At 69.1% G+C, this 25518-nt stretch carries 17 protein-coding genes; 15 read left to right on the plus strand and 2 right to left on the minus strand.

The window, feature by feature from the left end:
• Nucleotides 1–3 precede the first annotated feature (3 nt).
• The 7 genes from R5W23_RS16560 to R5W23_RS16590 all read left to right on the plus strand — a co-directional run bounded on the left by R5W23_RS16560 (nucleotide 4) and on the right by R5W23_RS16590 (nucleotide 12298).
• Nucleotides 4–1935 carry an ATP-binding response regulator gene (locus R5W23_RS16560; RefSeq protein ID WP_320687255.1) on the plus strand — a complete coding sequence of 644 codons (1932 nt, stop codon included), beginning with the start codon at nucleotides 4–6 and terminating at the stop codon, nucleotides 1933–1935.
• Nucleotides 1936–2032: 97 nt separating this feature from the next.
• The gene (locus tag R5W23_RS16565) at nucleotides 2033–4546 is read left to right on the plus strand and encodes a DUF1549 domain-containing protein (protein WP_320687256.1); all 2514 of its coding nucleotides are present in this window, start codon (nucleotides 2033–2035) and stop codon (nucleotides 4544–4546) included.
• Between the two features lie 7 nt (nucleotides 4547–4553).
• On the plus strand, nucleotides 4554–5012 hold the full coding sequence (locus tag R5W23_RS16570; protein WP_320687257.1) for a hypothetical protein: 459 nt from the start codon (nucleotides 4554–4556) through the stop codon (nucleotides 5010–5012).
• Nucleotides 5013–5027: 15 nt separating this feature from the next.
• A complete protein-coding gene (locus R5W23_RS16575) occupies nucleotides 5028–6371 on the plus strand; it encodes a DUF1501 domain-containing protein (protein WP_320687258.1) in 1344 nt (447 codons plus the stop codon).
• A gap of 49 nt (nucleotides 6372–6420) precedes the next feature.
• Nucleotides 6421–8025, plus strand: coding sequence for a PPC domain-containing protein (locus R5W23_RS16580; RefSeq protein ID WP_320687259.1), 1605 nt, complete (start codon nucleotides 6421–6423; stop codon nucleotides 8023–8025).
• 215 nt (nucleotides 8026–8240) lie between these two features.
• A complete protein-coding gene (locus tag R5W23_RS16585) occupies nucleotides 8241–11618 on the plus strand; it encodes a WD40 repeat domain-containing serine/threonine protein kinase (protein ID WP_320687260.1) in 3378 nt (1125 codons plus the stop codon).
• A gap of 194 nt (nucleotides 11619–11812) precedes the next feature.
• Nucleotides 11813–12298: a hypothetical protein gene (locus R5W23_RS16590; RefSeq protein WP_320687261.1), complete on the plus strand. Its 486-nt coding sequence runs from the start codon at nucleotides 11813–11815 to the stop codon at nucleotides 12296–12298.
• Between the two features lie 100 nt (nucleotides 12299–12398).
• On the opposite strand, the gene R5W23_RS16595 is transcribed toward R5W23_RS16590, so the two are convergent.
• Complete coding sequence (locus R5W23_RS16595; protein WP_261188361.1) at nucleotides 12399–12890, minus strand: SprT family zinc-dependent metalloprotease; 492 nt, start codon at nucleotides 12888–12890, stop codon at nucleotides 12399–12401.
• Between the two features lie 166 nt (nucleotides 12891–13056).
• Here R5W23_RS16595 and R5W23_RS16600 point away from each other — a divergent pair, with 166 nt between their 5' ends.
• Both R5W23_RS16600 and R5W23_RS16605 read left to right on the plus strand, forming a co-directional pair.
• The gene (locus R5W23_RS16600; RefSeq protein WP_320687262.1) at nucleotides 13057–14904 is read left to right on the plus strand and encodes a CocE/NonD family hydrolase; all 1848 of its coding nucleotides are present in this window, start codon (nucleotides 13057–13059) and stop codon (nucleotides 14902–14904) included.
• Nucleotides 14905–15271: 367 nt separating this feature from the next.
• Nucleotides 15272–16090, plus strand: coding sequence for a sigma-70 family RNA polymerase sigma factor (locus R5W23_RS16605; protein ID WP_261188359.1), 819 nt, complete (start codon nucleotides 15272–15274; stop codon nucleotides 16088–16090).
• A gap of 191 nt (nucleotides 16091–16281) precedes the next feature.
• Here R5W23_RS16605 and R5W23_RS16610 read toward each other — a convergent pair whose 3' ends face one another.
• Entirely contained in the window at nucleotides 16282–18948 is a 2667-nt protein-coding gene (locus tag R5W23_RS16610) for a hybrid sensor histidine kinase/response regulator (protein WP_320687263.1), read from the minus strand.
• 279 nt (nucleotides 18949–19227) lie between these two features.
• Between R5W23_RS16610 and R5W23_RS16615 the strand changes: the two genes are divergently transcribed.
• The 6 genes from R5W23_RS16615 (at nucleotide 19228) to R5W23_RS16640 (ending at nucleotide 25489) form a co-directional block, all read left to right on the plus strand.
• On the plus strand, nucleotides 19228–20340 hold the full coding sequence (locus R5W23_RS16615) for an N-acetylglucosamine-6-phosphate deacetylase (protein ID WP_261188357.1): 1113 nt from the start codon (nucleotides 19228–19230) through the stop codon (nucleotides 20338–20340).
• A gap of 56 nt (nucleotides 20341–20396) precedes the next feature.
• The gene (locus R5W23_RS16620; protein WP_261188356.1) at nucleotides 20397–20810 is read left to right on the plus strand and encodes a hypothetical protein; all 414 of its coding nucleotides are present in this window, start codon (nucleotides 20397–20399) and stop codon (nucleotides 20808–20810) included.
• Complete coding sequence (locus tag R5W23_RS16625) at nucleotides 20807–21196, plus strand: hypothetical protein (RefSeq protein ID WP_261188355.1); 390 nt, start codon at nucleotides 20807–20809, stop codon at nucleotides 21194–21196. The genes R5W23_RS16620 and R5W23_RS16625 overlap by 4 nt, the downstream gene beginning before the upstream one ends.
• 358 nt (nucleotides 21197–21554) lie before the next feature.
• The gene (locus tag R5W23_RS16630; RefSeq protein ID WP_320687264.1) at nucleotides 21555–22931 is read left to right on the plus strand and encodes an HlyD family secretion protein; all 1377 of its coding nucleotides are present in this window, start codon (nucleotides 21555–21557) and stop codon (nucleotides 22929–22931) included.
• A complete protein-coding gene (locus R5W23_RS16635; protein WP_320687265.1) occupies nucleotides 22928–24493 on the plus strand; it encodes an MFS transporter in 1566 nt (521 codons plus the stop codon). Before R5W23_RS16630 ends, R5W23_RS16635 begins: the two co-directional genes overlap by 4 nt.
• A 240-nt stretch (nucleotides 24494–24733) precedes the next feature.
• Nucleotides 24734–25489 carry an IS1096 element passenger TnpR family protein gene (locus R5W23_RS16640; protein ID WP_320687266.1) on the plus strand — a complete coding sequence of 252 codons (756 nt, stop codon included), beginning with the start codon at nucleotides 24734–24736 and terminating at the stop codon, nucleotides 25487–25489.
• Nucleotides 25490–25518 lie beyond the last annotated feature (29 nt).

Here is a 25518-nt window from a genome sequence, read left to right on the forward strand (position 1 = left end):
CTCATGCCCCACCGGATACTGATTGTCGAAGACGAGCGGATCCCCGCGGCGGACCTGGAGCTGCGGCTCACGGCCCTCGGGTACGAGGTCGTCGGGTCGGTCGCCACCGGCGCCGACGCGCTGCGGCTGGCCGGCGAGCGGGCGCCCGACCTGGTCCTCATGGACATCCGGCTGCGGGGCGACCTCGACGGGATCGACGCCGCCGACCGGGTCCGCGCCGAGCACTTCGTCCCGGTCGTGTTCCTGACCGCCCACTCGGACGACGAGACCCTGACCCGGGCGCGGGTGGCCGAGCCGTACGGGTACCTGCTCAAGCCGTTCCAGGAGCGCGAGCTGCGGACCGTCATCGAGATGGCCCTGTACAAGCACGCGGCCGAGCGCCGGCTGCGGGCCAGCGAGCGCCGGTACGCCACCACGCTCGCCAGCATCGGCGACGGGGTCATCGCGACCGACCGGGCCGGCGCGGTCACGTTCCTCAACCCGGTGGCCGAACGGCTCACCGGGTGGCCGCTGGCGGAGGCCGCCGGCCGCTCGCTGCACGACGTGTTCGTGATCTCCAACGAGGCCACCCGGCTGCCCGTCGAGAACCCCGTCGACCGGGTGCTGCGCGAGGGCCGGGTGGTGGGGCTGGCGAACCACACGGTGCTCACCGCCCGCACCGGCGGCGAGTGCCCGATCGACGACTGCGCCGCCCCGATCCTCGACGACCGCGGGGCGGTGGACGGCGCGGTGCTGGTGTTCCGCGACATCACCGCCCGGCGCCGCCAGGAGGACGAAAAGGCCCGGCTCGACGAGAAGCTGCGAGAGGGCACCAAGCTGGAGGCCATCGGGCGGCTGGCGGGCGGGGTGGCGCACGACTTCAACAACCTGCTCACCGTCATCAACGGGTACGCGGACCTGCTGCTGGCCGGGCTCACCGAGCGGGGGCCGCTGTGGGAGCCGCTGGCGGCCATCCAGGACGCCGGGGAGCGGGCCGCGCGGCTCACCCAGCAGTTGCTCGCGTTCAGCCGCCGGTCGATGGTCGAGCCGAAGGTGCTGGACCTGAACGCGGTGGCCACGCACATCGGCAAGCTGCTGCGCCGGCTGATCGGCGAGCACATCACCCTGGCGCTCGCGCTGGACCCGTACCTGGCGCCGGTGACCGCGGACCTGGGGCAGATCGAGCAGGTGATCATCAACCTCGCGGTGAACGCCCGGGACGCGATGCCGGGGGGCGGGCGGCTGACCCTGGAAACGCGCAACGTGGAGCTGCGCCCGGCCGACACGGCGTCGCAGCCGGACCTGCGGCCGGGGCGGTACGTCCGGCTCGCCGTGGCGGACACCGGCGCCGGGATCCCGGAGGACGTGCGCCCGCACATCTTCGAGCCGTTCTTCACCACCAAAGGAGTGGGTAAGGGCACCGGGCTGGGGCTCGCCGTGGTTCACGGCGTGGTCAAGCAGGCGGGCGGGCACATCACGGTGGAGTGCCCCCACGGGGCGGGCACGACGTTCGTCATGCTGTTCCCCGCGTGCGCGGCACCGGACGCGCCCGCACCCGCTCCCGCCCCGGTCCCGACCGGCGGGACCGAAACGATCCTGCTGGTCGAGGACGAGGAGCCGGTGCGCAACATCGCCCGCATCGCGCTGGACGTGCAGGGGTACACGGTGCTGACCGCCGGGTGCGCGGCAGACGCCCTGAACGTGGCCGCCGCGCACCCGGGTCGCATCGACCTGCTGGTGACCGACGTGGTGATGCCGAACGCGGGCGGCCGGGAGCTCGGCGACGCGCTCCGCGCGGCCCGCCCGAACGTGAAGATCCTGTTCATGAGCGGGTACACCGACGAGGCGGTGGTGCCGGACGGGGCGTTCGGGTCGGGCGAGGCGTTCATCCAGAAGCCGTTCTCGCCGATCGGGCTGGCCCGCAAGGTGCGAGCGGTACTCGACGCACGCGGCTAACGACCAAGCGCCTCTCCGCTCGCGGAGCCGGGGCGGTGCGCGGATCGTGCGCGCCAGAATATCGAGGTTTCACTGGCGTCGGCCGCGGCGCCCGGGTATGCTCAACCTCCTTCCCGCCGCCCGCGCCTACCTTCCGCCCTCGCTCCGAACCATGCGGTCCCTCCTCTTCACTCTCGCGGTGCTCCCGTTCGTTTGCGCGGCACAAGCTCGCGCCGCCGACGGGCTGAGCGTGTTCCCGTCCGCGGTGACGCTCGACGGAACAGGCGCCCGGCAACAACTGATCGTCACGGAGACGAACGGCACAGCGCTCACGGACCGCACCGGCGAGGCCGGCTACCGGAGCAGCGCGCCCGGGGTGGTCGTGGTCAGCCCGAGCGGGCTCGTCACCCCGGTCGGTGACGGCGACGCCGTTATCACCGCTACCGCGCGCGGGGCGAGCGCAACAGTTCCGGTGAAGGTCCGGAACGCCGGCGCGGCCGCGCCCGTGACCTTCGAGCGTGACGTACAACCGATCCTCACCCGGTACGGGTGCAACGCCGGCCCCTGTCACGGTAAAGCCCGCGGCCAGAACGGGTTCCAACTCTCACTGCTGGCCTACGACAACGACTTCGACTTTCAGGCGATCACCGCCGAGGCCCGCGGCCGGCGCGTGTTCCCGGCGAACCCGGCGTTCAGCCTGCTGTTGCGCAAAGCGACCGGGCAGGCGCCGCACGGCGGCGGTAAAAAACTCACCGAGGGCAGTCCCGAGTACCGCGCACTCGCAACGTGGATCGCCAACGGCACGCCGCGTACGCCCGCCAACGCCCCGCGACTCGAAAAGGTTACGGTGTTTCCCGAGAGCCGGCTCCTCGCCCTGAAAGCACCCCAGCAACTCGCGGTCACCGCACACTATTCCGATGGCCGCACTCAGGACGTGACGAACCTCGCCCAGTTCTCGTCGAGCGAGAGTGTGTACGCCGCGGTCGGTGCGGCGGGCGAGGTCCGCGCCGGCCCGATCCCGGGCGAGGCGGCGGTCATGGCCCGGTTCGCCGAGAAATTCGCGGTGTGCCGCGTACTCATCCCCTTGCCGAAGAGTGTCGACGCCGCGGTGTACGAGAAGCTCCCGCGGAACAACTTCATCGACGGGTTGGTGTGGAAGAAGCTGCAACAGTTGAACATCACGCCGTCGGAACTCGCCACCGACGCGCAGTTCCACCGCCGGGCGTACCTCGACGTGATCGGCCGCCTCCCGACTCCGGATGAGGTGCGGGCGTTTCTCGCCGACCGGGAACCGAAGAAGCGCGAACGGCTCCTCGACGCGCTGCTGGAGCGGCCCGAGTACGCCGACTTCTGGGCCAACAAGTGGACCGACCTGTTGCGCCCGAACCCGTACCACACGGGCATGAAGGCGACGTACAACTTCGACCAGTGGATTCGCAAGAGCTTCCGCGAGAACAAGCCCTACGACCGGTTCGTGCGCGAGATCATCACTGCGAACGGGAGCACGTTCACGAACGGGGCCGCCGTTTTCTACCGGAACCGGCGCGAGCCGGACGAGTTGACCACGATGGTGAGCCAGTTGTTCCTGGGGGTGCGGCTCGACTGCGCGAAGTGCCACCACCACCCGTTCGAGGTGTGGGGGCAGGACGACTTTTACAGCTTCGCGGCGTTCTTCGGGCGGATCGGGCGGAGCGGGATCGGCATCTCGGCGCCGATCAGCGGCAGCGAAGAAGCGGTGTTCCTCGGGAGCGGCACGGGCCGGCGCGGCGGCAGCACCGTCAGGCACCCGCTGACCGGCAAGGAGATGACGCCGACGCCCCTGCTGGGCAAACCGCTCGACCTGTCACCGGACCGCGACCCCCGCGAGGCGCTGGCGGAGTGGGTGACCGCGCCCGAGAACCCGTTCTTCGCCAAGGTGATCGCGAACCGCGTGTGGGCCGACCTGATGGGCCGCGGGATCGTTGACCCGGTGGACGACCTGCGCGCCACCAACCCGGCGAGCAACCCGGAACTGCTCGACGCACTCGCGACGGACTTCCGCAAGAACAAGTGCGACCTGAAGTCGCTCGTCCGCACGATCTGCCTGAGCCACGCGTACCAGCTCTCCACCACACCCAACGACCGCAACGCGAGCGACCTGCGCAACTACTCGCGCCACTACCGGCAGCGGTTGCGGGCCGAGGTGCTGCTCGACATGGTGAGCGATGTCACCGGGGTGCCGGAGCGGTTCGAGGCGATGCCGGCCGGGTCGCGGGCGGTCGAGGTCTGGACGGCGCGCTCGCAGTCGGTGTTCCTGGACAGCTTCGGCCGCCCGGACCCGAACCAGGACCCGCCGTGCGAGCGCACCGCCGACACGACCGTGGTTCAGGCGCTGCACCTGATGAACAGCCCGAACCTGTACCGCAAGGTCACGAGCGACGAGGGCCGCTGCGCCGAACTGGCGAAGGGCAAGAAGACGCCCGGCGAGATTGCCGACGAACTTTACCTACTCGCGTACAGTCGCCTGCCAACAGAAAGCGAGCGCACGAAGGCCGTGAAGCGGTTTGAGAAGCCCGGCGCGACCCGGCGCAGCGCGACCGAAGACCTGCTGTGGGCGCTCATCAACACACCGGAATTCGTGTTCAACGACTGAGGCGAACATGCAGCTTGCCGAACACGATCTCCGGTCTTGGAGTCAGATCACGGTTCGCTTTTTTACCAGTCGCGACTGGGAGCCGGGTTTCTTTGAACCCTTGGTCATCAAATATGCCGGTACGTATCGCTGGGGTTCTGAAGGGTGGCCCGACGCGACCTACATGCAGGCGATGGCAAAGGCCGGAATGACGGCACTCAATGCGTGTTGTGTGATTTACGATGCAACTGAGTTGAGCTACCGGTGGGGCAACAACATCAATCAGGCATTTCCGAACGTTGATATCGAGCCACCGCCTGTTCCCGTTGCTATTGTCATCGGGCCGGGTTGCGAGCCGGGGATGCCGCATCTGTGGTCCCTGCTCGCGACGAACGAATACGTTGATCGTGGTGAAACGGTTTACTTTCGAAGATTGGAAGCCGCCTGGAAGTTCGTTGAAGGGCGTCTTGCGGAAACCGATTCTTGAACGAGGTCGTGCGTCATGCCCACCAACACCAACTGCGCTGGGTACTCCCGCCGCGACAGCCTGCAACTCGGCCTCGGCGCGTTCCTCGGCGGCGGGTTGCTCACCGCGTTCCGCGCGCGGGGGCTCGCGGCCGAAGCGGTCAACGCGCCCGCGGCCAGGGCGAAGTCTTGCATCCTCATTTGGATGGACGGCGGGCCGACGCACTTCGAGACGTTCGACCCCAAGCCGGACGCGCCCGAAGAGTACCGCGGCGAGTTCAAGGCCATCCCGACCGCCGTGCCCGGGGTCCACTTCTCCGAGCACATGACCCGGCTCGCGAAGGGGCTGAGCAAGTTCGCGATGATCCGCTCGATCCGCCACGAGCAGGGCAACCACGGGGCCGGCAACCACTACATGATGACCGGCGCGCCACCGCGCATCCCCGTCGGGTGCGGCGCGTTCGTCAGCTTCCACCCCAGCATGGGGTCGGTGGTCGCGCACGAGAAGCCCGCCGGCGGGGGCATACCGGCGTACTTCTCGCTCCCCTCCATGACGCGGTCCGGCGGGCCGAACTTCCTCGGCGCGAAGTACGCCCCGTTCGTGGTCGCCGAGGACCCGAGCGGCCGTAACTTCAAAGTTCGTGACGTGGCCCTCCCCGAGGGGCTCACCGGCGAGCGGTTCGACGACCGCACCGGCGTCCGCAGCGATGTCGACAGCCTGAAGCGGTTCATGGACAAGGCCGCGGGCGACCCGGCGCTGGCGCTCGACGAGCACTACAAGCAGGCCTACGACCTGATGAACTCGAAGCCCGCGCAGGCGGCGTTCGACATCGCCCGCGAGCCCACGAAGGTGCGCGACACTTACGGCCGCAACGGGTTCGGCCAGCGCCTGCTCCTGGCCCGGCGGCTCGTCGAAGCCGGGGTGCCGTTCGTGACCGTCAACGACGGCGGCTGGGACCACCACTCCGACCTGTTCGGCGCGCTCCGGAAGCGGCTCCCGAGCTGGGACCAGTCGGTTTCGGCCCTCATCACCGACCTCGAAGAGCGCGGGATGCTCGACAGCACGCTCGTGATCGCCCTCGGCGAGTTCGGGCGGACGCCGAAGATCTCTACCCTCCAAGGACAAACCAAGCCCGGCCGCGACCACTGGGCCAACGCGATGAGCGTCCTCTTCGCGGGCGGCGGCACCCCGGGCGGCACGGTCGTCGGCGCCACCGACCGCAAGGGGTTCGCGGCGGTCGAGCGGGTGCTCGCGCCCGAGAACTTCGTATCGACCGTGTACACCAAACTCGGGATCGACCCGAACAAGATCCTGTACAACCCGAACGGTCGCCCGGCCCACCTCGTCAGCGACCCAACGCCGATCAAAGAGCTGATGTGAGAGACTAAGAATATTCACCGCAGAGGGCGCAAAGGGCGCAGAGAGAAACATGAGCGCAAGTACCATCCGGAGTTTTCATCTCTCTGCTTTCTCTCTCTTTGCCCTTTGCGCGCTCTGCGGTGCAAAGCTCTTCTCGGCGCCGCCGGCAATCACGTACCTCTCTCCCGCCGGGGCGCAGCAAGGCACAACGGTCGAAGTCACCGCTGCGGGTCTCACCGAGCCGACGGCACGGGTCTGGGTCAGCGGAAAGGGCGTCTCGGCCGAAAACGTGAAGGGCAAACTGAAAGTCACCGTCGCGAAGGACGCTGTACCGGACGTGTACTGGGTCCGCGCCCACAGCAACGAAGGGGCCAGCGGGTTGCGGCCGTTCATCGTGGGTGCGCTGCCGGAGGTAGCAGAGAAAGAACCTAACGACGAGTTCAAGAAGGCGCAACTCATTGAATTCACGTCCGTCGTTGTGAACGGGAAGCTGGAAAAGAACGGCGACGTGGACTGTTTTGCGGTGCGGCTCAAGAAGGGGCAAACGTTGGTCGCGTCGCTCGAGGCGCACAACGCCCTGCGGTCGCCGATCGATGCGATGATGCAGGTGCTTTCGGCCGACGGGTTCGTCCTCGACGAGAACAACGACTTCCACGGCCTCGATCCGCAAATCGCGTTCACGGCGAAGAAGGACGGGGTTCACGTCGTTCGCGTGTACGCCTTCCCGGCAACGCCGGATTCCACCATTCGTTACTTCGGTTCTGACGCGAGCGTGTACCGTCTCACGCTCACCACGGGACCGTTTGGAGATCACACCACCCCGCTCGCGGTGCAAAACGGCACCGCAGCGGTTGAAACCGAAGGGTGGAACCTGTCCCCTGAAACACGCACGCTCGCGCTCACTTATGGTTTGCCGGACGCCTCGTTTGCACGCGCAGCGAGACGGGCGAATTCCCTCCGCGTGCGTGTCGAACCGCACCCGACCTTCGGGCCGGCGGTCAGCGAACCGCTCAAGCCGCCGTTCTCCGTCACCGGCCGCATCGAAAAGGCCGGCACGGACACCAGCTTCGTAATGAATGCGAAGAAGGGGCAACCGCTCACGATTCAGGTGGAGAGCCGAACGGTTGGCCTCGCGGTCAACCCGGTCGTGCGTGTACTCGACGCCGAGAAGAAGCCGCTCGCTCGCGCCGAGCCACCGAAGATCAACGCCGACACCGCGCTCGCCTTCACCCCGCCCGCGGACGGCGCGTACACCGTCACCGTCGGCGACCAGTACGCGGGCGCCGGCCCGCGTCACGCATTCCTGCTGCGTGTCCTCTCCGAACCGGATTACGACCTGACGGTTCCCACCGACCGCTTCACCGTCACGCCCGGTACGCCCACAACGATTGCGGTGAAAGTGAACCGCAAACTCGGGTTCGCGAAACCGGTCGAAGTGAGCGCAGAGGGGCTACCGCCGGGTGTAAAGGTCGCGATCGTACAACCCGCGAAACCCGATCCCAACGCCGTCACACTTTCCGTCACCGCGAACGAACTTCTCTCGGTGCCGTTCCGGTTGATCGGCACGGTGAAGGATCAGCCGGCGCTCACGCGATACGCGCGGTTCGCGGCGCCCGAGTTCGACGAGCCGTTGGCCGATCTGTGGCTCACCGTCACCGCGCCGCCCAAAAAGTGACGCAGATTTTGCGGGCCGCGGTCACGTGACCGTGCGGCGCCTGACGAACTGCCGCCCAATTTTTGCACTCCAATCTTCCGGTCTGAACAGAACATTCGCGCCCGTTTCAACTCGCGCACAAAGTTCCCTTCGCATCTGAATCGAGTGAGTTGCATTTGGTTCGCGGTGTCACATCTTTTGCACGAGGATCACGTTGACCGTCCGGAGGAGCTTCCGTGCGCACGCCCGCCTCGCTGCCCCACCCGCCCGAGCGCACGGTGCCCCTCGTGATCGCACGCGACCAGCCCACCGGCGGCCCACCGAAGGCGCCCCGCGTCGCCACCATCCCCCTTCCGCCGGAACCGCCCGCGGGCGAGCACCCACGGGTGCGAGGGTACGACATCCTGTCGGTCGTCGGTACCGGCGGCATGGGCATCGTGTACGAGGCCCGGCACCGCGAGCTGAACCGCCGGGTCGCGATCAAAATGCTCCGGGGCGAGTCGCTGGCGCCGGAGTTCCGCGAACGGTTCCGGGCCGAGGCCGAGACCATCGCGAAGCTGCAACACCCCAACGTGATCCAGGTGTTCGAGGTGGGCACCGTCGAACCGGCGGCCGGCGAGTTGCACCCGATCCCGTTCATCGCACTGGAGTTCGTGGACGGGGGGAGTTTGGCGAGCAAAACGCGGTCCCCTCAGGCGCCGGACTACGCGGCGCGCACGGTGACCACACTCGCACGGGCCGTCCACGCGGCCCACCAGATCGGGGTGATTCACCGCGACCTGAAGCCGGCGAACGTGCTGCTCGGGCACGACGGCGAGCCGAAAATCGCCGACTTTGGGATCGCCAAGCAGATCGCCCCCGCCTCCGGCCCGCAGCCACGCACCCAGACTGGGGTCGTGCTCGGCACCCCCGAGTACATGTCGCCGGAGCAGTTCGAGGGCGAAGCGGCGCCGGCGGCGGACATCTACGCGCTCGGCGTGATCCTGTACCAGTTGCTCACCGGTGTGGTGCCGTTCAAGGGGGCCGCGTTCGCCGACACCCTACGGCTGGCGCTGCACCAGGAGCCGGTCCTGCCGCGCCGGCTCCAGCCGGGGGTGCCCCGGGACCTCGAGACCGTTTGCCTGAAGTGCCTGGAGAAGCAGCCCGACAAGCGATACCCGACGGCCGCGGCCCTGGCCGACGATCTGGAGCGGTGGCTCGACGGCCGACCGATCCTCGCCCGTCGGCTCGGACCGCTGGGGCGCACGGCCCGGTGGGGGCGGCGGAACCCGGCGCTCGCCGCGCTGTCGGTCGTGACCGTGCTGGTCGCGGTCGCGGCACTGGCCGGGGTCATGTGGAGCTGGGACGACGCCCGGTGGAACGAGAAACAGGCCAAGGACCACATGGAGATCGCCCGCACGAACGAGTTGTGGGCGGCCGAGCACGCACGGCGCGCACAAGCGGAAGCGGCCAAGAACCTCGAGGCCGCCGCCAAGGAGCGCTGGGAGCGGTACCGGGTCAGCCTGATGGCCGCGTCCGGCGGGCTGCGGCTGCACGACGTGCGGACGGCCCGCTGGGCGCTGGACGAGGCCCCGCCCGATCACCGCGACTGGGTGTGGAACGTGCTGGTGGCCCAGCTCGACCGCTCGCGGCACGTGCTCGGAGGCCCCGACGCCCCGATATGTTACGCCCAGTTCAGTGCCAACGGGCGCTGGCTACTGGCCACGGACCCGAACCGCCAGTTGACCGTCTGGGACCTCACAACCCGGGAACGGCGGGGACCGTTCCCCGGCCCCGCCGCGCCGCACCACGCACTGGTCGCGGACAGCGGCGCGATGGTCGCGTACGCGACCAACGACCACGGCCTCGCCCTGCTCGACCCGCGCACCGGGCGGGTGCGGGTGCTGAGCGGGCACACCGCCAAGATCCACGTCATCCAGTTCATCGCGAACGGCAGCGAGCTGGTCACCGGTTCGGAAGACCGAACCGCGCGCATCTGGAACGTCGAGACCGGGCGGGAGACGCACCGGCTGCGGGTGCCCGACGGGACCGCACTGCCGCTGGTGTTCAGCCCGGACGGTGAGGTGGCCGGGGCGCGCTGGGCGAGCTCCGACCCGCCGACCTTCTGGGGCGTGCGCTCCGGCCGGCCGGTGGGCCGGATCGACCCGCGCGCCGAGCCCATGTTCGCGTACCGGTTCAGTCCAGACGGTAAGCGGATCGTGTCGAGCGGGTGGCACCCGCAGACCGCGATGGACGTATGGGAGGTGGCCACCGGGCAGCGGGTGGCACGGCTGGAGGGGCACGAGAACCAGGTGAGCGACACGGCGTTCAGCCCGGACGGCCGGTTGCTCGCGTCGTGCTCGATGGACCGCACCGTGCGCGTCTGGGACATCGGCCCCGACGCGCGCGGGGAGAAGCGGGAGGCCGTCCACGTGCTCGAGGGGCACACCGGCTGGATCCAGCGGGTCGCGTTCAACCCGGACGGCACCCGGCTGCTCTCGGCGTCCGACGACCGCACGCTGCGGTACTGGGACGTGAAACGGGGAAAACTCGTGGCGGTGCTCCGGGGCCACTCGTCGGAGGTGAACAGCGGCGCGTTCCACATTGACCCGGGCACGGGCACGGCGCTGATCGCGTCGCACGCCAGCGACGACACGGTGCGGTTATGGGACGTGTGGTCGGCCGAGAACGATTACGCGCTGCGCGGGCACGGGTCCTACGTCTACAGCGCCGCCTTCTTCCCGGACGGGGACCGGATCGCGTCGGCCGGCTGGGACGACACCGCGCGCGTGTGGGACGCACGTACCGGCAAAGAGGTGCTGAAGCTGGAGCACGGGAACATCGGCATTGTGTCGTCGGTGGCGGTACACCCGAAAGGCCAACTGATCGCGACGCTGGGCCGAAAGCACAACGATCCGAGCGCGGTGGGCGGGGTGCGGCTCTGGGACGCCGGCACCGGCAAGCTGCTGCACGTGTGGCCGCTCTCGAACGCCGACTTCCGCGACAGCCGGGTCACGTTCAGCCCCGACGGAACGCTGCTCGCGGCCGGCACCCCGGACGGTCGGGTGCGGCTTTGGGACGTGACCACCCGCCGCGCGGCGGCCGTTCTGGAGGGGCACGCCTTCGCGGTCTGTGACGTGGCGTTCAGCCCGGACGGCAAACAGCTCGCATCGGCCGGGCACCACCGCGATGGTTCGGTGCGAGTCTGGGACGTGGCGACCGGCAAGCCCCTGGCGGTCCTCAAGCCGGGCGCGGACTTCCGTGACGGCGTACTCGCGCTCGCGTGGCACCCGAACGGAAAGTCGCTCGCGGCGGGTTCGTCGGACGGCTCGGTGCGAATCTGGGACGTGGCGACCGAAAAGCTGCTCGGCGAGTTGAAGCACGGGAGCGATGTGTACGGGCTGGCGTTCAGCCCGGACGGCAAGTTGCTCGCGACCGGCGCCGCGGACAACCTCATTCGCCTGTGGCACGTGGACACGCACCGCGAGATCGCCGAGTTGAGCGGTCACAAGATGTACGTTCACTCCGTCGCGTTCGACCGCACCGGCACCCGGCTGGTGTCGGCGTCGGGCGACAAGACGGTGCGGGTGTGGGACACGGAGCAGTACCGCACCAGTACCAAACAAACCAACTGAACCAGCTCCTGTCACACCAATCACCCCGCTGACACCGGGGTCCGACCGTCACTTCTCGCCCCCGGCGTCAGTAACCGGGTGCCCTTCCGGGTAGATCGGAGGTATCGCGTTAGCCGGGGCACTGTCACAGGGCCGGCACTCGCGGACACGTGCGGGGCCAAGTACAACAACAGTGTCCATAATGAGGCCGACTGATGCGCGACTTCCCGACCGCCGTGACCGAACTGATCGCCGCCGCACCGCCGACGGATCTGGGGCCGGGAACACCGGCGGCCGAGCGACGCGCACAAATCCGGACGGCGGTGGCGTCACTGCCGCCCGCTTGCGGCGCGGGGCTGTGGCTGCTGTTCGATTACCTCGACGAGTCGCACACGATCAGTCAGGCGGACGAGTCGTGCCCGAACCGGAACTTCTGGCACGCCATCATGCACCGGCGCGAGCCGGACGCCTGGAACTCGAAGTACTGGTGGCGCCGGGTCGGCGCCCACCCGGTGCTGGCCCAGCTCGCCGAACAGGCGCCGGCGGTGGGCTACAAGTACACCACCCCGTTCGACTTCGTGGACTTCTGCGAGAAGGCGCGCGGCACCGGCAGCGCCGACGAGCAAACCGCCCAGCGCGTGCAGCGGCTCGAATGGGATCTGTTGTTCGCGTGGTGCTTCGACCGCGGCGCGAGGAAGTGATCGCCGGTTTTTCGCGGCCGTCGGATCGGGTCTGTTTGGTCCCGGTTGTCTCGTCCTTCAGATATGTTCGACCTCGTCGGGAGGCCCTGCGGAGGCACGTTCACCCCGTTGTGGCGTCGCGCCATTCTAACTTCCCGCGGTCGGACCCGCACGGGCGGCAGTACCACCCGGCGGCCCGCGCCGGCCGCCGGTGGCGGTCGTACTCGAACGCACAGCCGGCGCACACCGCCCGCCACCGCCCTCGCGGCATCTGCACCTCGTCCCCGTAACAAGCGTCGGTCGAGGTGCCCAGTTCGCGACACTTCGCACGCCACACGGCGTCGTGCCCGTGCCCGGGGCCGACCAGCGCGTGCGCCAGTTCGTGCAACAGCGTCCCCCACACCTCGGCGTCGCTGTTCCTCTCGGCGAAGTGAACCGACAGCTCGATCCGCCCGGGTTCGCCGCGGTACGGGTAGAAGCACACGCCGGCCCGGCGCACGTTCGAGTTGAACCCGAACTCCCAGGTCAACAGCCCGTGCGCGTTCAAAAGTTCGCGCGCCGCCGTGCGAACCCGGGCGGCGCGGTCGGACAGGCGAAACGGCACGTCGGACATGGGAGCCTCCCCCACAATTATCTCACCCACTCCGCGCGCCGCGCTCGGCCGCCGCCCTCCAGGAACCGGCGCGGCAAGTGTCTCGGGCGTACAGCCCGTGCCATTGACACGCGCCGCACAACACGAACAATGACGCCCACCCTCTCCGCACACCCACGGGTACCTTATGCGACACCAACTCAGGATCGGGGCCGGCGCGCTGGTCGCGCTTTGCCTCACCGTCGCGAACGCGCCGTCCCAGGCGCCCGACGCCGATTCACGTTTCGAGCGCACCGAAGCAATGGTCCCGATGCGCGACGGGAAAAAGCTGTTCACGACGCTGCACGTCCCGAAGGAGCCCAAAGGGCCGGTACCGATCATCCTCCTGCGCACCCCCTACGGCATCGACGGGCGCGCCGAACGGCTGCTGCGGAACTACTTCAAAGACATGATTGATGACGGCTACGCGTTCGTTCTTCAGGACATCCGCGGGCGGTTCAAGTCGGAGGGCACGTTCGTGATGACGCGCCCCGCCCGCGACCCGAACGACCCGAAGGCCGTTGATGAAGCGTCCGACACCTACGACACCATCGAGTGGCTGCTGAAGGAGGTGAAGGGCAACAACGGGCGGGTCGGGATGCTCGGCATCAGCTACCCGGGCTGGCTCGCCGCGGTCGCGATGCTCGACCCGCACCCCGCGCTCAAGGCGGTCTCGCCCCAGGCCTCGCCGATCGACATGTTCCTGGGCGACGACTTCCACCACAGCGGCGCGTTCCGACTCAGTTACGGGTTCGAGTACGTCGCGATGATGGAGACCGACAAGACCAACTTCTCGTTCCACTTCGACCGCCACGACACCTACGACTGGTACCTCAAACTCGGCGCCCTCTCGAACGTGAACCGCAAACACTTCAAGAACGCCCTGCCGACGTGGAACGACTTCGTCGCGCACCCGAACTACGACACGTTCTGGAAAACGCAATCGCTCGAACCGCGCCTGACGCGCGTGACGGTCCCGACGCTCACCGTGGGCGGGTGGTACGATCAGGAGGACTTCCGCGGCCCGCTGAAGATGTACGAGCTGCTCGAGAAGCACGACAAGAAGGGCCAAAACTTCCTGGCGGTCGGCCCGTGGAACCACGGCGGTTGGGCCTCGGGCAAGGCCGACCGGCTCGGACGTGTCCCGTTCGATTCCGACACCGGAGGACACTTCCGGAAAGAAGTTCAAGCGCCGTTCTTTGCTCACTACCTCAAAGACGCGGGGAAAGCGCCCCCCGAAGCGCGGATGTTCCTGACGGGGGCCAACACCTGGGCGACCTACGACTCCTGGCCGCCAAAAGGCGCCACGGCGCGGAAGCTGTACTTCCACCCGAAAGGGAAGCTGAGTTTCGATCCCCCGCCGGAGCGCGCGGCGGAGGCGAGCGAGTACGTATCGGACCCCGCAAACCCCGTCCCGTACCGCCCCCGGCCGGTGAGGCCCACCTACCCCGGTCCCGAGTGGCCCGAGTGGATGGTGCAGGACCAGCGGTTCACGCACGGTCGGCCCGACGTGCTCTCGTTCGAAACCGAACCGCTCGCCGAAGACGTTACCGTCGCCGGCGCCATGAAGGTGAAACTGTTCGGCGCGACCACGGGCACCGACTGCGACTGGGTGGTGCGCCTCATCGACGTGTACCCCGAGGACTACAAGAAGCCCCCGGAGTTGGCCGGCTACCAGCTCTTGATCGCCGGCGAGCCGGCCCGCGCGCGGTTCCGCAAGAGTCTGGAGAAGCCCGAGCCCGTGAAGCCCGGCGCCGTAGAAGAGTACCTCGTTGACTTGGTCCAGGGGCACCACCGGTTCCGGAAAGGACACCGGATCATGGTGCAGGTGAGCAGCAGTTGGTTCCCGGTCATCGACCGGAACCCGCAGAAGTTCGTGCCCAACATCTTTGAGGCCGAAGACGCCGACTTTCAAAAAGCCACCCAAAAGGTCTACCACACGCCCGCGTTCCCGTCGCGCGTGGAACTGGACGTAATCCCCGCCAGGACGAACTGATCCGCACCGCCGGACGTGACGGCGAACCCGGAAAAATCTGGCCGCCTGTGAAGCGACCGTTCGCAACTCACCGGTGCGCCACAAGCACCGGCCAACCGCGCGTGTCCGGCGCTAACAAGCAGAGCCGGAAACGCGCGGCCGACACACCCATCGGCACCTGAAATTTCAGGCAAATATAGAACGGCGAGCCGGTCACCCACTTCTGAAAAATCGGGCCAGCCCAATAAGCCATAGATTGTGACGGTTGTATCGGATATTCCGATTTGACCAGTTCACTTTCTTGTCGCAAGTTAACGCGTCTCCCCGGTTCCGAACCGGCATCAACGACGATAACATTCGCGCCCCCCCGCTTCAGCAGAGAGACACCGTGAGGAACGAACACCCCGCCCGCACGTCATTTTCGACGTACCTGAGTGAGATCGACCACACGCCGCTGCTGTCCGCCGCCGAGGAGCGCGACCTGGGCGCCCGCGTCCTGACCGGTGACCCGCAGGCCCGCGACCGGATGGTCCGCGCGAACCTCCGCCTGGTGGTGAACATCGCCCGCGGCTACACGGGAAAGGGGCTGGCCCTCGACGACCTCGTGTCCGAAGGCAACATGGGGCTGCTGCGGGCGGTGGAGGGGTTCGAGCCGTCGATGAACACGCGGTTCAGCACCTACGCCAGCTACTGGATCAAGCAGAGCATCAAGCGGGCGATCGTGAACACCGCGAAGACGATCCGCATCCCGGCCTACATGGCCGAGTTGCTCACCAAGTGGCGCCGGGCCACGAACCAGCTCTCCGACGAGCTGGGCCGCCCGCCCACCCACGACGAGATCGCCAAGTTCCTGGGGCTGTCGAAGAAGAAGCTCGCGATCATCAAGAAGGCCATCCGCGTCGCGAACGCCGGCACCCAGTCCGACCAAACGGACGCCGGCTGGAGCATCGAAGAGACGCTGATGGACTCGCGCGGCGACGCACCGGACACCGAGCTGGGCAAGTCGGACGACCTCAAGCAGGTGCTGCACCTGCTCGACCGGATGGACCAGCGCGAGGCGACCGTGCTGCGGATGCGGTTCGGGCTCAACGACGAAGAGCCCCGGACCCTCAAGGAGATCGGCGAGTGCCTCGGCCTCACCCGCGAGCGGGTGCGCCAAATCGAGAACGAAGCGCTGGCGAAGCTCAGCGACGGCATGAACATCTGATCGCGGTTGCGAAGAGATCGGCCACAAATGTGTGGCGCGGTCACGAAGGCAGGTTGGCCACAAAAAAGCACAAAGGGCACAAAAGGAAACCAAAAACGAAGACCAAGGAGAGTTTTGAACTCGCTCTTCTGTCTTCGTTTTGGTTTCCTTTGTGCCCTTTGTGCTTTTTTGTGGCCAACCTGCCTTCGCCTTTACTCCGCGAGCATCTCGCGAACGGCGGCGGCCAGTTGGGTCGGCACGTAGGGCTTGTTCAGCCGCCGGGTGCCGGGCAGGTCGTCGGCCGGGAGCAGCCCGCCGCCGTGGTAGCCGCTCGCGAACAGCACCTTCAGCCCCGGATCGACCCGGCGCAGCGCCTCGAACACCTGGCGCCCGGACAGCTTCGGCATGCTGGCGTCGAGCACCGCGAGCCGCACCTTCCCCCCGGCCCGGTGGAACACGTCGAGCGCTTCGGCCCCGTCGGCCGCGACCAGTACCGTGTACCCGGACATCTCCAGCGCGACCTTCGCGAGGTCGCGCACCCCGATCTCGTCGTCGGCGACCAGTATCGTTTCGCCGCGGCCGCGCGGGAAATCGGTTGCGCCCTCGGCCCGGGTCGGGGTCCGGTCGTCGTCGGACACGGCCCCGCGGGGCAAGTACACATCGAACCGGCTCCCGGCGCCCGGGGTCGACGACACCTCGACCGACCCGCCGTGCGCGGTCGCCACCCCGTACACCACGGCCAGCCCCAGGCCGGTCCCCTGCCCCACCCCCTTGGTGGTGAAGAACGGGTCGAAGATCTTCGCCCGCACCTCGTCGGTCATCCCCACCCCGGTGTCGGACACGCTCAGCCGCACGAACCGCTTGCCCTCGGGGCCGTCCGTCGGGTCCGCGTCCGCGGTGCCGACGGTCAGGGTGCCGCCCTCGGGCATCGCGTCGCGGGCGTTCAGGCACAGGTTCATCAGCACCTGCTGGAGCTGAACCGGGTCCGCGGCCACGGGGCGCAGGTGCGGCGCCGGCTCGAACCGCACCACGATCCGCGCGTCGATCGTGCGGCGGAGCAGCACCAGCGAGTCCCGGACCAACTGGTTCAGGTCGACCGACGCGGTGCGCAGCGGCTGCCGCCGGGCGAACCCGAGCATCTGTTTGGTGAGCTCGGCCGCCTGCTTCGCGGCCCGCTCGGTGCCCGCGAGCAGCTCCTCGGCGTCGGCCCCGGTGGCGGCCCCGCACCGGATCAGCTCCAGGTTCCCGAGCACCACCGTGAGCAGGTTGTTGAAGTCGTGGGCGATGCCGCCCGCGAGCCGCCCCACCGCCTCCAGCTTGTGCGACTGCCGCAGCTCCTCCTCGAGCCGGTTCTGCTCGGTCACGTCGCGGCCCAGCACGATCAGCCCGACCGTGGCGCCCGAGTCGTCGCGGAGCGGGGCGATGGCGAAGTCGAGCAGCGCCTTGCGGCCGGTCGGGTACGTCACCCACTCCTTGCCCCGCTCGGTGCGCCCCGTGGCCAGCACCACTTGTTGCGCCGCGACGACCCGCGGCACCCACTCCCCCGCGAACGCGTCCTCGCACCGCGTGCCGACGAGGGCGGCGGCGGGGCGCCCGGCGAACGCCTCGAACGCCGGGTTGCACCCCAGGAGCCGGCCGTCGCGGTCCTGGTAGCACACCACGTCCGGCACCGACGCGAACAGCCCCTCCAGCAGCGAGTGCTGTTTGGCCACCTCGCGCACGGCGGCGTCGCGCTCGGTCACGTCGCGGTAGTTCACGACCACCGCGCACACGCTCGGGTCGTCGAGCCGGTTCACCGCGTTCATCTCGACGAGCCGGGTGCCGCCCTGCGCGCCGAGCATGCGGAGCGTGGCCGGGACGTCCTCGCCCGGGCGGCTGATGCTGGCCCCCAGGCGCCGGGTGGCGCCGGGCACGTCGTCCGGGTGGATCAGGGACAGCAGGTCCACCCCGAGGACGTCCTCCGGGGCGAACCCGAGGACGAATTTGGCGGCCGGGGTGGCGTACCGGATCGCCGCCCCCGCGTCGAGCAGCAGGATCCCGTCGCGGCTCTTCTCGACGAGGGCGCGGAACCGCTGCTCGCTCTGCCGCACCGCCTCCTCGGCGTCCCGGCGCGCGGTCACGTCGGTCAGGCACCCGTCGAGCCGGACCGGCCGGCCGCTCCCGTCCCGCACCAGCCGGAGCCGGTCCTGCACCCACCGCACCGCGCCGCCCGGCTGCTGGACGCGGTACAGCTGTTCAAGGTCCTCGCCGGAGGCGAGCAGGCGCCGCACGGCCCCGCGGTACCCCTCCCGTTCGGCCGGGTGAACGGCCTCGGCCCACTTGAACGGGTGGTCGAAGAACTCGCCCGGCCGCCCGGCGAGGTCCGCCATCTGGGGCGACACGTACCGGAACTGCCAGCCCGAAAACACGTCCGGCCCCGGGGTCCGTTCGGCGCTCCAGAGGGCACCGGGCGCGCTGCTGAGCACGGTGCGCAGCTCCGCCTCGACCCGCCGCGCCTGGGCCAGGGCGGCCCGGCGGTCGCGGTCGTCGCGGGCGATGATCAGGCCCAACGGCTTGGGCGGCAGGTGCAGCCGCGACACGGTCAGGCCGACCGGGAGCCAGCTGTCGTCCTTCGTGCGGAGCAGGAACCCGTCCTGCCCGTGGAACACCATCGTCTTGGTGAACGCGCCTTTGAGGCGCTGGGCGCCGCCGCTGGACTCGAACCGGAACAGGTGGGTGGCGGGGAGCTCCAGCACCTCGGCCCGGGAGAAGCCGGTGAGGCGCAGGGCGACGGGGTTCGCCTCGAGCAGCCGGTCCGTGTCCGGGTCGAGGAAAAACAGGGCGTCGCCGATTTCCGAGAGGAGGGCCTGGGCGAGTTCGGCCTGATCGTACGCGGTCATGCGCGCGCGGTCGGTCCATTTGGAGGGTCGGTCGCAGTGCCGCGGCGGGTAACGGGGCGCCGCGGGGCACGCGATGCGAGCAGGGGGAGTATAGCTCACCCGCCCGCTGCCGCCATACCGAAAACGCCCGCACGAGCGAAAGGGCTGCCGCACCGCTGGCGGCGCCGCCGACGACCGAGATCGCAACGGGGGCTGACCAGAGCACGGGCATTCGCCCAGAATGTGTGGTGACGTGTACGGCACCCGCTTACCAGACCGGCCCGCGCCACCAACACCCAAATGATCCTCCACGCACGCCATTACGCCACCGGCCGGCCCGTCGCGGTGACGGTCGAGGGCGACCGCATCGCCGCGGTGACGGCCTCGGACCGGGAGCCCGAAGAGTGGATCGCCCCGGCGCTCTTCGACCCGCAAATCAACGGCTGCCTCGGCATCAGCTTTAACGGCACCGCCCTCACGCCCGACGGCGTGCGTGCCGTCGCCGGTGTGTGTTCGGCGCACGGGATCGGCGCGTTCGCCGCCACCCTCGTGACCAACAGCTTCGGGGCGCTGCGTCACGGGTTCGCGACGCTCGCCCGGGCGCTCGACTCGGACGCCGAACTGGCGCGACGGGTGCCGTGCTTCCACCTGGAAGGGCCGTACCTGTCCGGGGACGACGGCCCCCGCGGCGCGCACCCGCGGCAGCACACCCGCGACCCGGACCCGGACGAGTTCCGGCGGCTCCAGGACGCCGCCGGCGGGCGCATTCGGATGGTAACGCTCGCCCCGGAGCGGCCCGGCGCCCTGCCCTTTATTGAGGAGCTGACCGCGGCCGGCGTGGTCGCCGCGATCGGTCACACCGCCGCCACGGGGCAACAGATCCGCGACGCGGTGGCGGCCGGCGCGCGCACCAGCACCCACCTGGGCAACGGGTGCCACGCCACGCTCCCGCGGCACGACAACTACGTCTGGGAGCAGCTCGCGTGCGACGACCTGCGGGCCAGCATCATCACCGACGGCCACCACCTGCCGGCCACCCTCATCAAGTGCATCGTCCGCGCGAAGGGAACGGCCCGGCTGCTGCTGACGTGCGACGCGGGGAGCCTAGCCGGGCTGCCGCCGGGAACGTACTCCGAGTGGGGGACCGAACTGGAGGTGCTCCCCTCCGGGAAGATCGTGGTCGCCGGGACGCCGTTCCTCGCCGGCAGCGGGCACTTCACCGACACCTGCGTGTCGCACCTGCTCGATGTCATGCCGGACCTCGGGTTAAAAACTGTGCTCGACCTCGCCTCGGCCCGGCCGCGCGAGTTGCTGGGCCTGCCGGTGACGAAACTCGAACCCGGGCACCCGGCGGACCTGATGCTCTTCACCTGGCGCCCCGGCGCCGCACTGACCGTCCGGCGGGTGCTGTGACTTCCGCGCCTCCGGCGGCGCTGCTAGAGTTATGAAACAACCCGAGAGGACCGCGAATGAGCGTCGCCCCCCTGGTCCGCCGGGTGACGGTATGCCGAAAGGTCGAGGCCGCGAGCGGGCCACTGGGGCTCCCGTACACGGCGCGCGGCATCGAAACGACGATCCGCCCGCCGGTGGGCGGGGCGTTCCCGTATGCGGAGCAGGAGTTATGGCTGTTCGTCCAGTACGCGGACGGTCAAGGCACCCACCCGGTGCGGTTCGAATTGGTCCGCCAGCGGCTCGAAACGGAAGACCCGGTCGTGGCGTTCGATCTGCCGCCGGTCCACATGACCCGCGGCCGCTTTTTTGTGCTGAACCGCGGCTACCGGTTGGCCCTCGTGCCGTTTCCCGAACCGGGCATTTACGAGTTCCGCATCCGGTGCGGGAACAACGCCGGGTGTGACGAAATTCGTCTGGAGGACACCGCATGACCGGCGAACCGGCCGAGGGGCAGCGCCCCGACGAGGATTTCGAGATCGTCGAGGTCGACGTGGGCCGCTACCTGACCGACGAGCAGCGCGCGTGGCCGGTCGGCGTCGGGCAGCGGCCGGAACAGGAGTTCGCGATCGAGGGGCCGCTCCCGGCGCTGGCCGTGCGCGCCCCCGAGGCGCGGCTCGCGGCGCTGGTGAGCGTGCTGTCGGAGCAGGAGACTAAACTCGGCGGCAGCGGCCTCGAGCTGGCGCACCGGGCACGCGACGCGAACGGCGTTCGCGCGACCCTGGTGCCGCGACAGGCGGAAGGGGCGCGGGGCCGGTTCGAGCTGATAGCCCGGTGGGCCGCCGCGTTCGGGTCGGAGGTGGCGGTGACGGTCGTGTGAGGCTCGCGCCCGGATGTCGGGCGTTGCAACCGGCGCGGACGAGCTTCGGGCCAAGAGATATCTGGGCGGTCGTACCGCGCCACAGCCGCACCGCGATGAAGAACCACAGCGAAGAGCCACAGCCGCGCGGCCATCGATGCCGGATCGCAAGACCGGCACGGTCCGAAGAACCACCCCTGGTTCGTCTTCAAATCGAAGGGAGCGGCGTCCTCCCGCCCAGGCATCAGAGGCCTTGAAATGCGGAGCCGGTTTCGTGGAACATCTCGACACGGTCGCCACCAGCGCCGGCTGAGTCGCGGCGCGTGTAATGCGTGGCGCGTCGTCGTGTATCCATTTTGTATCACGACTGGATACGAACATGCCCCCGCCAGTTCCTCCCGCCTTACCTGATCCGCCCCGGCGCTGGCGGTCGCGGGCCACGTGGACGACCGCCCTGGTGATCGCCGCGGCGCTGGTCGCTGCGCTCGGGGTGGCCCCCTACGTTCACTACCGTCTGACCCACTCCCTCACCGACGACGCCTTCGTCGAGTCCCACCTCACGCACCTCGGGGCACAGACCCCGGGGCTCATCACCCGGGTTCTGGTCGAGGAGCGGGACGCGGTGAAGGCCGGCCAGCTGCTCGCCGAAATCGACCCCGAACCGCACCGGCGGGCGGTCGATCTGGCGGCCGCCAAACGCGCCAAAGCGGAGGGCGAACTGACGCTCGAGCGGTCCACCTGGGAGCGGCTCGAGAAAGAGCACCCGCGCCGCGTCGCGGCGGCCAAGGCCGATCTCGCGTTCGCCGAGGCCGGGGTGTCCCAGGCGAAGACGGAACTGGAAGTGGTCCGGGTCGATGTGGACAAGGCCGTTCGGGAGGCCGAGGCGGCGGTCGCGTCCGCCAAGGCGTCGCTGGTCAAGGCGGACGAGGATGCGACCCGGTACGAGCGGCTGTTCAAGGAGGCGTCGGTTCCGAAGGTGAAATGGGAGGACGCGGTCAAAGCCCGCGCGGCCGCCGACGCCGACGTGCAAACGGCCGAAGCCAAACTCGACCGCGCCACCTCGAACCGCCGCAAGGTGGCGATCGCCGAACAGGCGGTGGCGGTTGCGAGCAGCCGCCGGGACAAGGCGGCCGAAGAGCTGCGGCTCACAGAGTTGGGTCGGCTGACCGTGGAGGAAGCCGGGCTCAAGGTGAAGGTGCTGGAGCGCGAGGTTGATCAGGCCAAGCGCAACGAAGCGTCGGTGCGGACCCAGCTCGAGTACTGCCGCATCGTCGCCCCGTTCGACGGGATCGTCGTGAAGCGGTACCGCAACCCCGGCGACCACGCCCCGCTCGGCTCCCCGGTGCTCAGCCTCTACGACCCGGACCTCGTGTACGTCACCGCGTACCTGGAAGAAGACCGGCTGGCCGGCGTGTCTCCGGGCAATGCGGCGGTGCTGAAGCTGGACGCCTTCCGGCAGCCGCTCGCCGGCCGGGTGGTCTGGGTCGGACAGGCGACCGGGGCCAACTTCGCGCTCGTGCCCCGGGACGTGAGCTCCGGGGAATTCACCAAGGTGCCGCAACGGGTGCCGGTCCGCATCCTCCCCGACCGGGACGAACGCTGGGGCGACCTCCGACCGGGGCTGTCCGTATCCGTAGTCATCGACCACGGGCCGGGCGACCGGGAGTGGGCGGCAGCGCAGGCAGAACGGCTGCGGGCGCGGGGCGAGCGCGGGCAGGGGCCGCTGCCGGCGGTGGGAGCGGGGGGCGGACCGTGACCCCGCCCCGCTCGCCCGAGCGCGACTTCCTGGGCCACGTCGGTGTGGTGCTGGCCATCGTCCCGGCCATGCTCCTGGCCGGGATCACCGCCACCCTCACCGAACTGCCCCGCATCTTCGTCGTCAGCGAACTGGCGTCCGACCGCTACCGGTTCCAGTGGGTCACCGGGGCGACGCTGGTGGGCGGCGTTATCGGTATCGCCGGCGTGGGGTGGCTGGCCAGTCACATCGGGCTGCGGCGCAGCTACCTGCTCGGACTGCTGCTGTACACGGCCGGGAGCGCCGCGGCCTCCCTGGCCCCCGGCACCGACCCGCTGGCCGTGGCCCGGTGCGTGCAGAGTTGCGGGAACGGGCTGGTGGCGACGACGGTACTCGCGCTGCTGTGGCGCGAGTTCCCCGCGCACCGCGACCTCGGGATCGCGGTGTTCGCGTTCGGCGTCTACTTCGGCCGCATCGCCGGACCCAGCATCAGCACTTGGCTCGTTACGCACGACGACTGGCGGACCGTCTTCTACGCCACTGCCGCGGCCGGCGCGATTGGCCTGCTCGTGGCCTGGCGGGCGCTCCCGCCAGACGCGCCCGCGGTGGAGCCGCCGGGGGCGTTCGACTTCGCAGGGTTGGCCCTGCTGGTCGCCTGGGTGGTCTGTCTGGTCATCGGGCTGTACCGGTTCCAGTTGTGGGGCTGGCAGCGGGCGAACGAAACCCTGGCGGTGGCCGCGCTGGGGCTCGCCCTGTTCGCGGGGTTCGTGCGGCAGCAGTTCACCGCCCCCCGACCGCTCCTCGACCTGCGGCTGTTCTCCCGGCACCACTTCGCAATGGGCGTCGTCATCAAAGCGCTGATCGACGGCCAGTTCTTCGCCGTACTCGGCATCCTCACCCGGTACATGGCCATTACCCGCGACTACCAGCGGGTGGCGACCGGCGCGGTCCTGCTGCCGGCGGTGGCAGCGATGACCGGCACACTGGTCTTCACGGCCCACCTCGGTACGCGCGACAACCGCAAGCTGCGGCTGCTCGTCGGGCTGGTCGGTATGACCCTTGCCACCTGGCAACTGACCCGAATCGACTTGTTCACGAGCAAGGAATGGGTGGGGCTGGTGGCGGCGGTGTGGGCGGCGGCCGTGGGACTCGTCGCCTCCCCGGTCATCTGCATCGCCCAGGACAACCTGCGACCGGAGGAGATCGCGAGTTCGGCGAGCATCAAGAACCTCGGGCTGCTGCTGCCCGGGGCGATCTGCGGCGGGCTGATCGCGATCGCCAGCGAGCGGGCCGGCGACGCGTACTTCGACACGCTCCGGCAAACGATTCAGGTGAATCGGGTGCCGGTCGGCGACGTGTCGGCCGGGCTCACCGACTGGATCACCCGCACGCACGGGAGCGCGCCGGGCGCGGCCGACCTCCAGGCGGCCCAGGTGCTCGCCCGGTACGTCCGGTCCACCGCCGCCGTTTACGCCGACCAGACGGCCTTCGGCTGGCTGACGGTCATCAGCGTGGCCACCTTCGTGCTGGCCTGTTTCTTGCGCCGGCTCCCACCGGAGGCACCCGGGCCGCGGCGGGGCTAATTGCGGGACGCAATAGTTAAGCGGTAGCGGCGGCCGACTGTTTTCGGGCGGTCACGCGAAACGCATCGTCCGCGTGCGCAATCACGACCTGCAAACAAAACGAGGAAGTGTCACGGGTCCAAGCTGACACGGCTTCCGCACCCGGTTACGCTGACCGTTGGGCGGACTCGGCGCGTTCGAGGCCCTGCGCCAAAAATGTTCCGGACGGTCACCAACTACGGAACGGGGAGATGCGGGGCAATGGCAGACTTCACTCCGACGCAGGGCCGTTATCTGGCGTTCATCCACGCGTACATCAACCTGCACGGCTTCCCGCCCGCCGAATCCGAGATCGCCGCCGCGATGTGCGTTTCGGCGCCGTCCGCGCACCAGATGATCAAGACGCTGGAAAAGAAAGGGTTGATCCTGCGCCACCCGGGGCAGTCCCGCGCGCTCCAGATCTTGATCCCGGAAGCCGAAATTCCGTCGTGGAATCAGCGCGCCGCGGGGAAACGGTCCGCACGCCCTGCGGCCCCACCCGACCGCGTAACCGCCGTCCCGCCCGCGCCGCCCGGAACGCTTTACGTCTTCGAGGTGTTCCTGGCTGGCGGGCCGGTGAGCGAAAAGTACACAGGTAAGGAGATCAGCCGCACCATCGAGATCCGCGGCGACCAAACGCTCGAGCAGTTGCACCGCGCCATCTTCGCGGCGTTCGACCGGTTCGAGGAGCACCTCTACGAGTTTCAGTTCGGGAAACGGCCGTTCGACCCCAAAGGCCCCAACTACGGCATCCCCGGCCCGCACGAGCGCCGGAAGGGGTACGGCGACGCGCGCACGACCACGCTGGACGCCCTCGGGCTGACCGCAGACAAGGTCTTCGGTTACCTGTTCGACTTCGGGGACGAGTGGTTCCACCAGATCCAGATTCGGCGGATCGAGCAAGCGATCCCGACGGTCACTTACCCGCGCGTCATCAAGCGGGTCGGCCCGTCCCCTCCGCAGTACGAGGAGGAATAGTCGCGCCCGCTCACGCTCCGCGCGTGCCG

This window comes from Gemmata algarum (genome assembly GCF_034097035.1).
GTDB lineage: Bacteria > Planctomycetota > Planctomycetia > Gemmatales > Gemmataceae > Gemmata > Gemmata algarum.

Excerpts from the sequence above, each read along its gene's own strand:
- R5W23_RS16590 (WP_320687261.1), top strand. The coding sequence starts at position 11,813 with ATGCGCGACTTCCCGACCGCCGTGACCGAACTGATCGCCGCCGCACCG.
- R5W23_RS16620 (WP_261188356.1), top strand. The coding sequence starts at position 20,397 with ATGAGCGTCGCCCCCCTGGTCCGCCGGGTGACGGTATGCCGAAAGGTC.
- R5W23_RS16630 (WP_320687264.1), top strand. The coding sequence starts at position 21,555 with ATGCCCCCGCCAGTTCCTCCCGCCTTACCTGATCCGCCCCGGCGCTGG.
- R5W23_RS16580 (WP_320687259.1), top strand. The coding sequence starts at position 6,421 with ATGAGCGCAAGTACCATCCGGAGTTTTCATCTCTCTGCTTTCTCTCTC.
- R5W23_RS16565 (WP_320687256.1), top strand. The coding sequence starts at position 2,033 with ATGCTCAACCTCCTTCCCGCCGCCCGCGCCTACCTTCCGCCCTCGCTC.
- R5W23_RS16600 (WP_320687262.1), top strand. The coding sequence starts at position 13,057 with ATGCGACACCAACTCAGGATCGGGGCCGGCGCGCTGGTCGCGCTTTGC.
- R5W23_RS16615 (WP_261188357.1), top strand. The coding sequence starts at position 19,228 with ATGATCCTCCACGCACGCCATTACGCCACCGGCCGGCCCGTCGCGGTG.
- R5W23_RS16625 (WP_261188355.1), top strand. The coding sequence starts at position 20,807 with ATGACCGGCGAACCGGCCGAGGGGCAGCGCCCCGACGAGGATTTCGAG.
- R5W23_RS16570 (WP_320687257.1), top strand. The coding sequence starts at position 4,554 with ATGCAGCTTGCCGAACACGATCTCCGGTCTTGGAGTCAGATCACGGTT.
- R5W23_RS16640 (WP_320687266.1), top strand. The coding sequence starts at position 24,734 with ATGGCAGACTTCACTCCGACGCAGGGCCGTTATCTGGCGTTCATCCAC.
- R5W23_RS16560 (WP_320687255.1), top strand. The coding sequence starts at position 4 with ATGCCCCACCGGATACTGATTGTCGAAGACGAGCGGATCCCCGCGGCG.
- R5W23_RS16575 (WP_320687258.1), top strand. The coding sequence starts at position 5,028 with ATGCCCACCAACACCAACTGCGCTGGGTACTCCCGCCGCGACAGCCTG.
- R5W23_RS16595 (WP_261188361.1), bottom strand. The coding sequence starts at position 12,890 with ATGTCCGACGTGCCGTTTCGCCTGTCCGACCGCGCCGCCCGGGTTCGC.
- R5W23_RS16610 (WP_320687263.1), bottom strand. The coding sequence starts at position 18,948 with ATGACCGCGTACGATCAGGCCGAACTCGCCCAGGCCCTCCTCTCGGAA.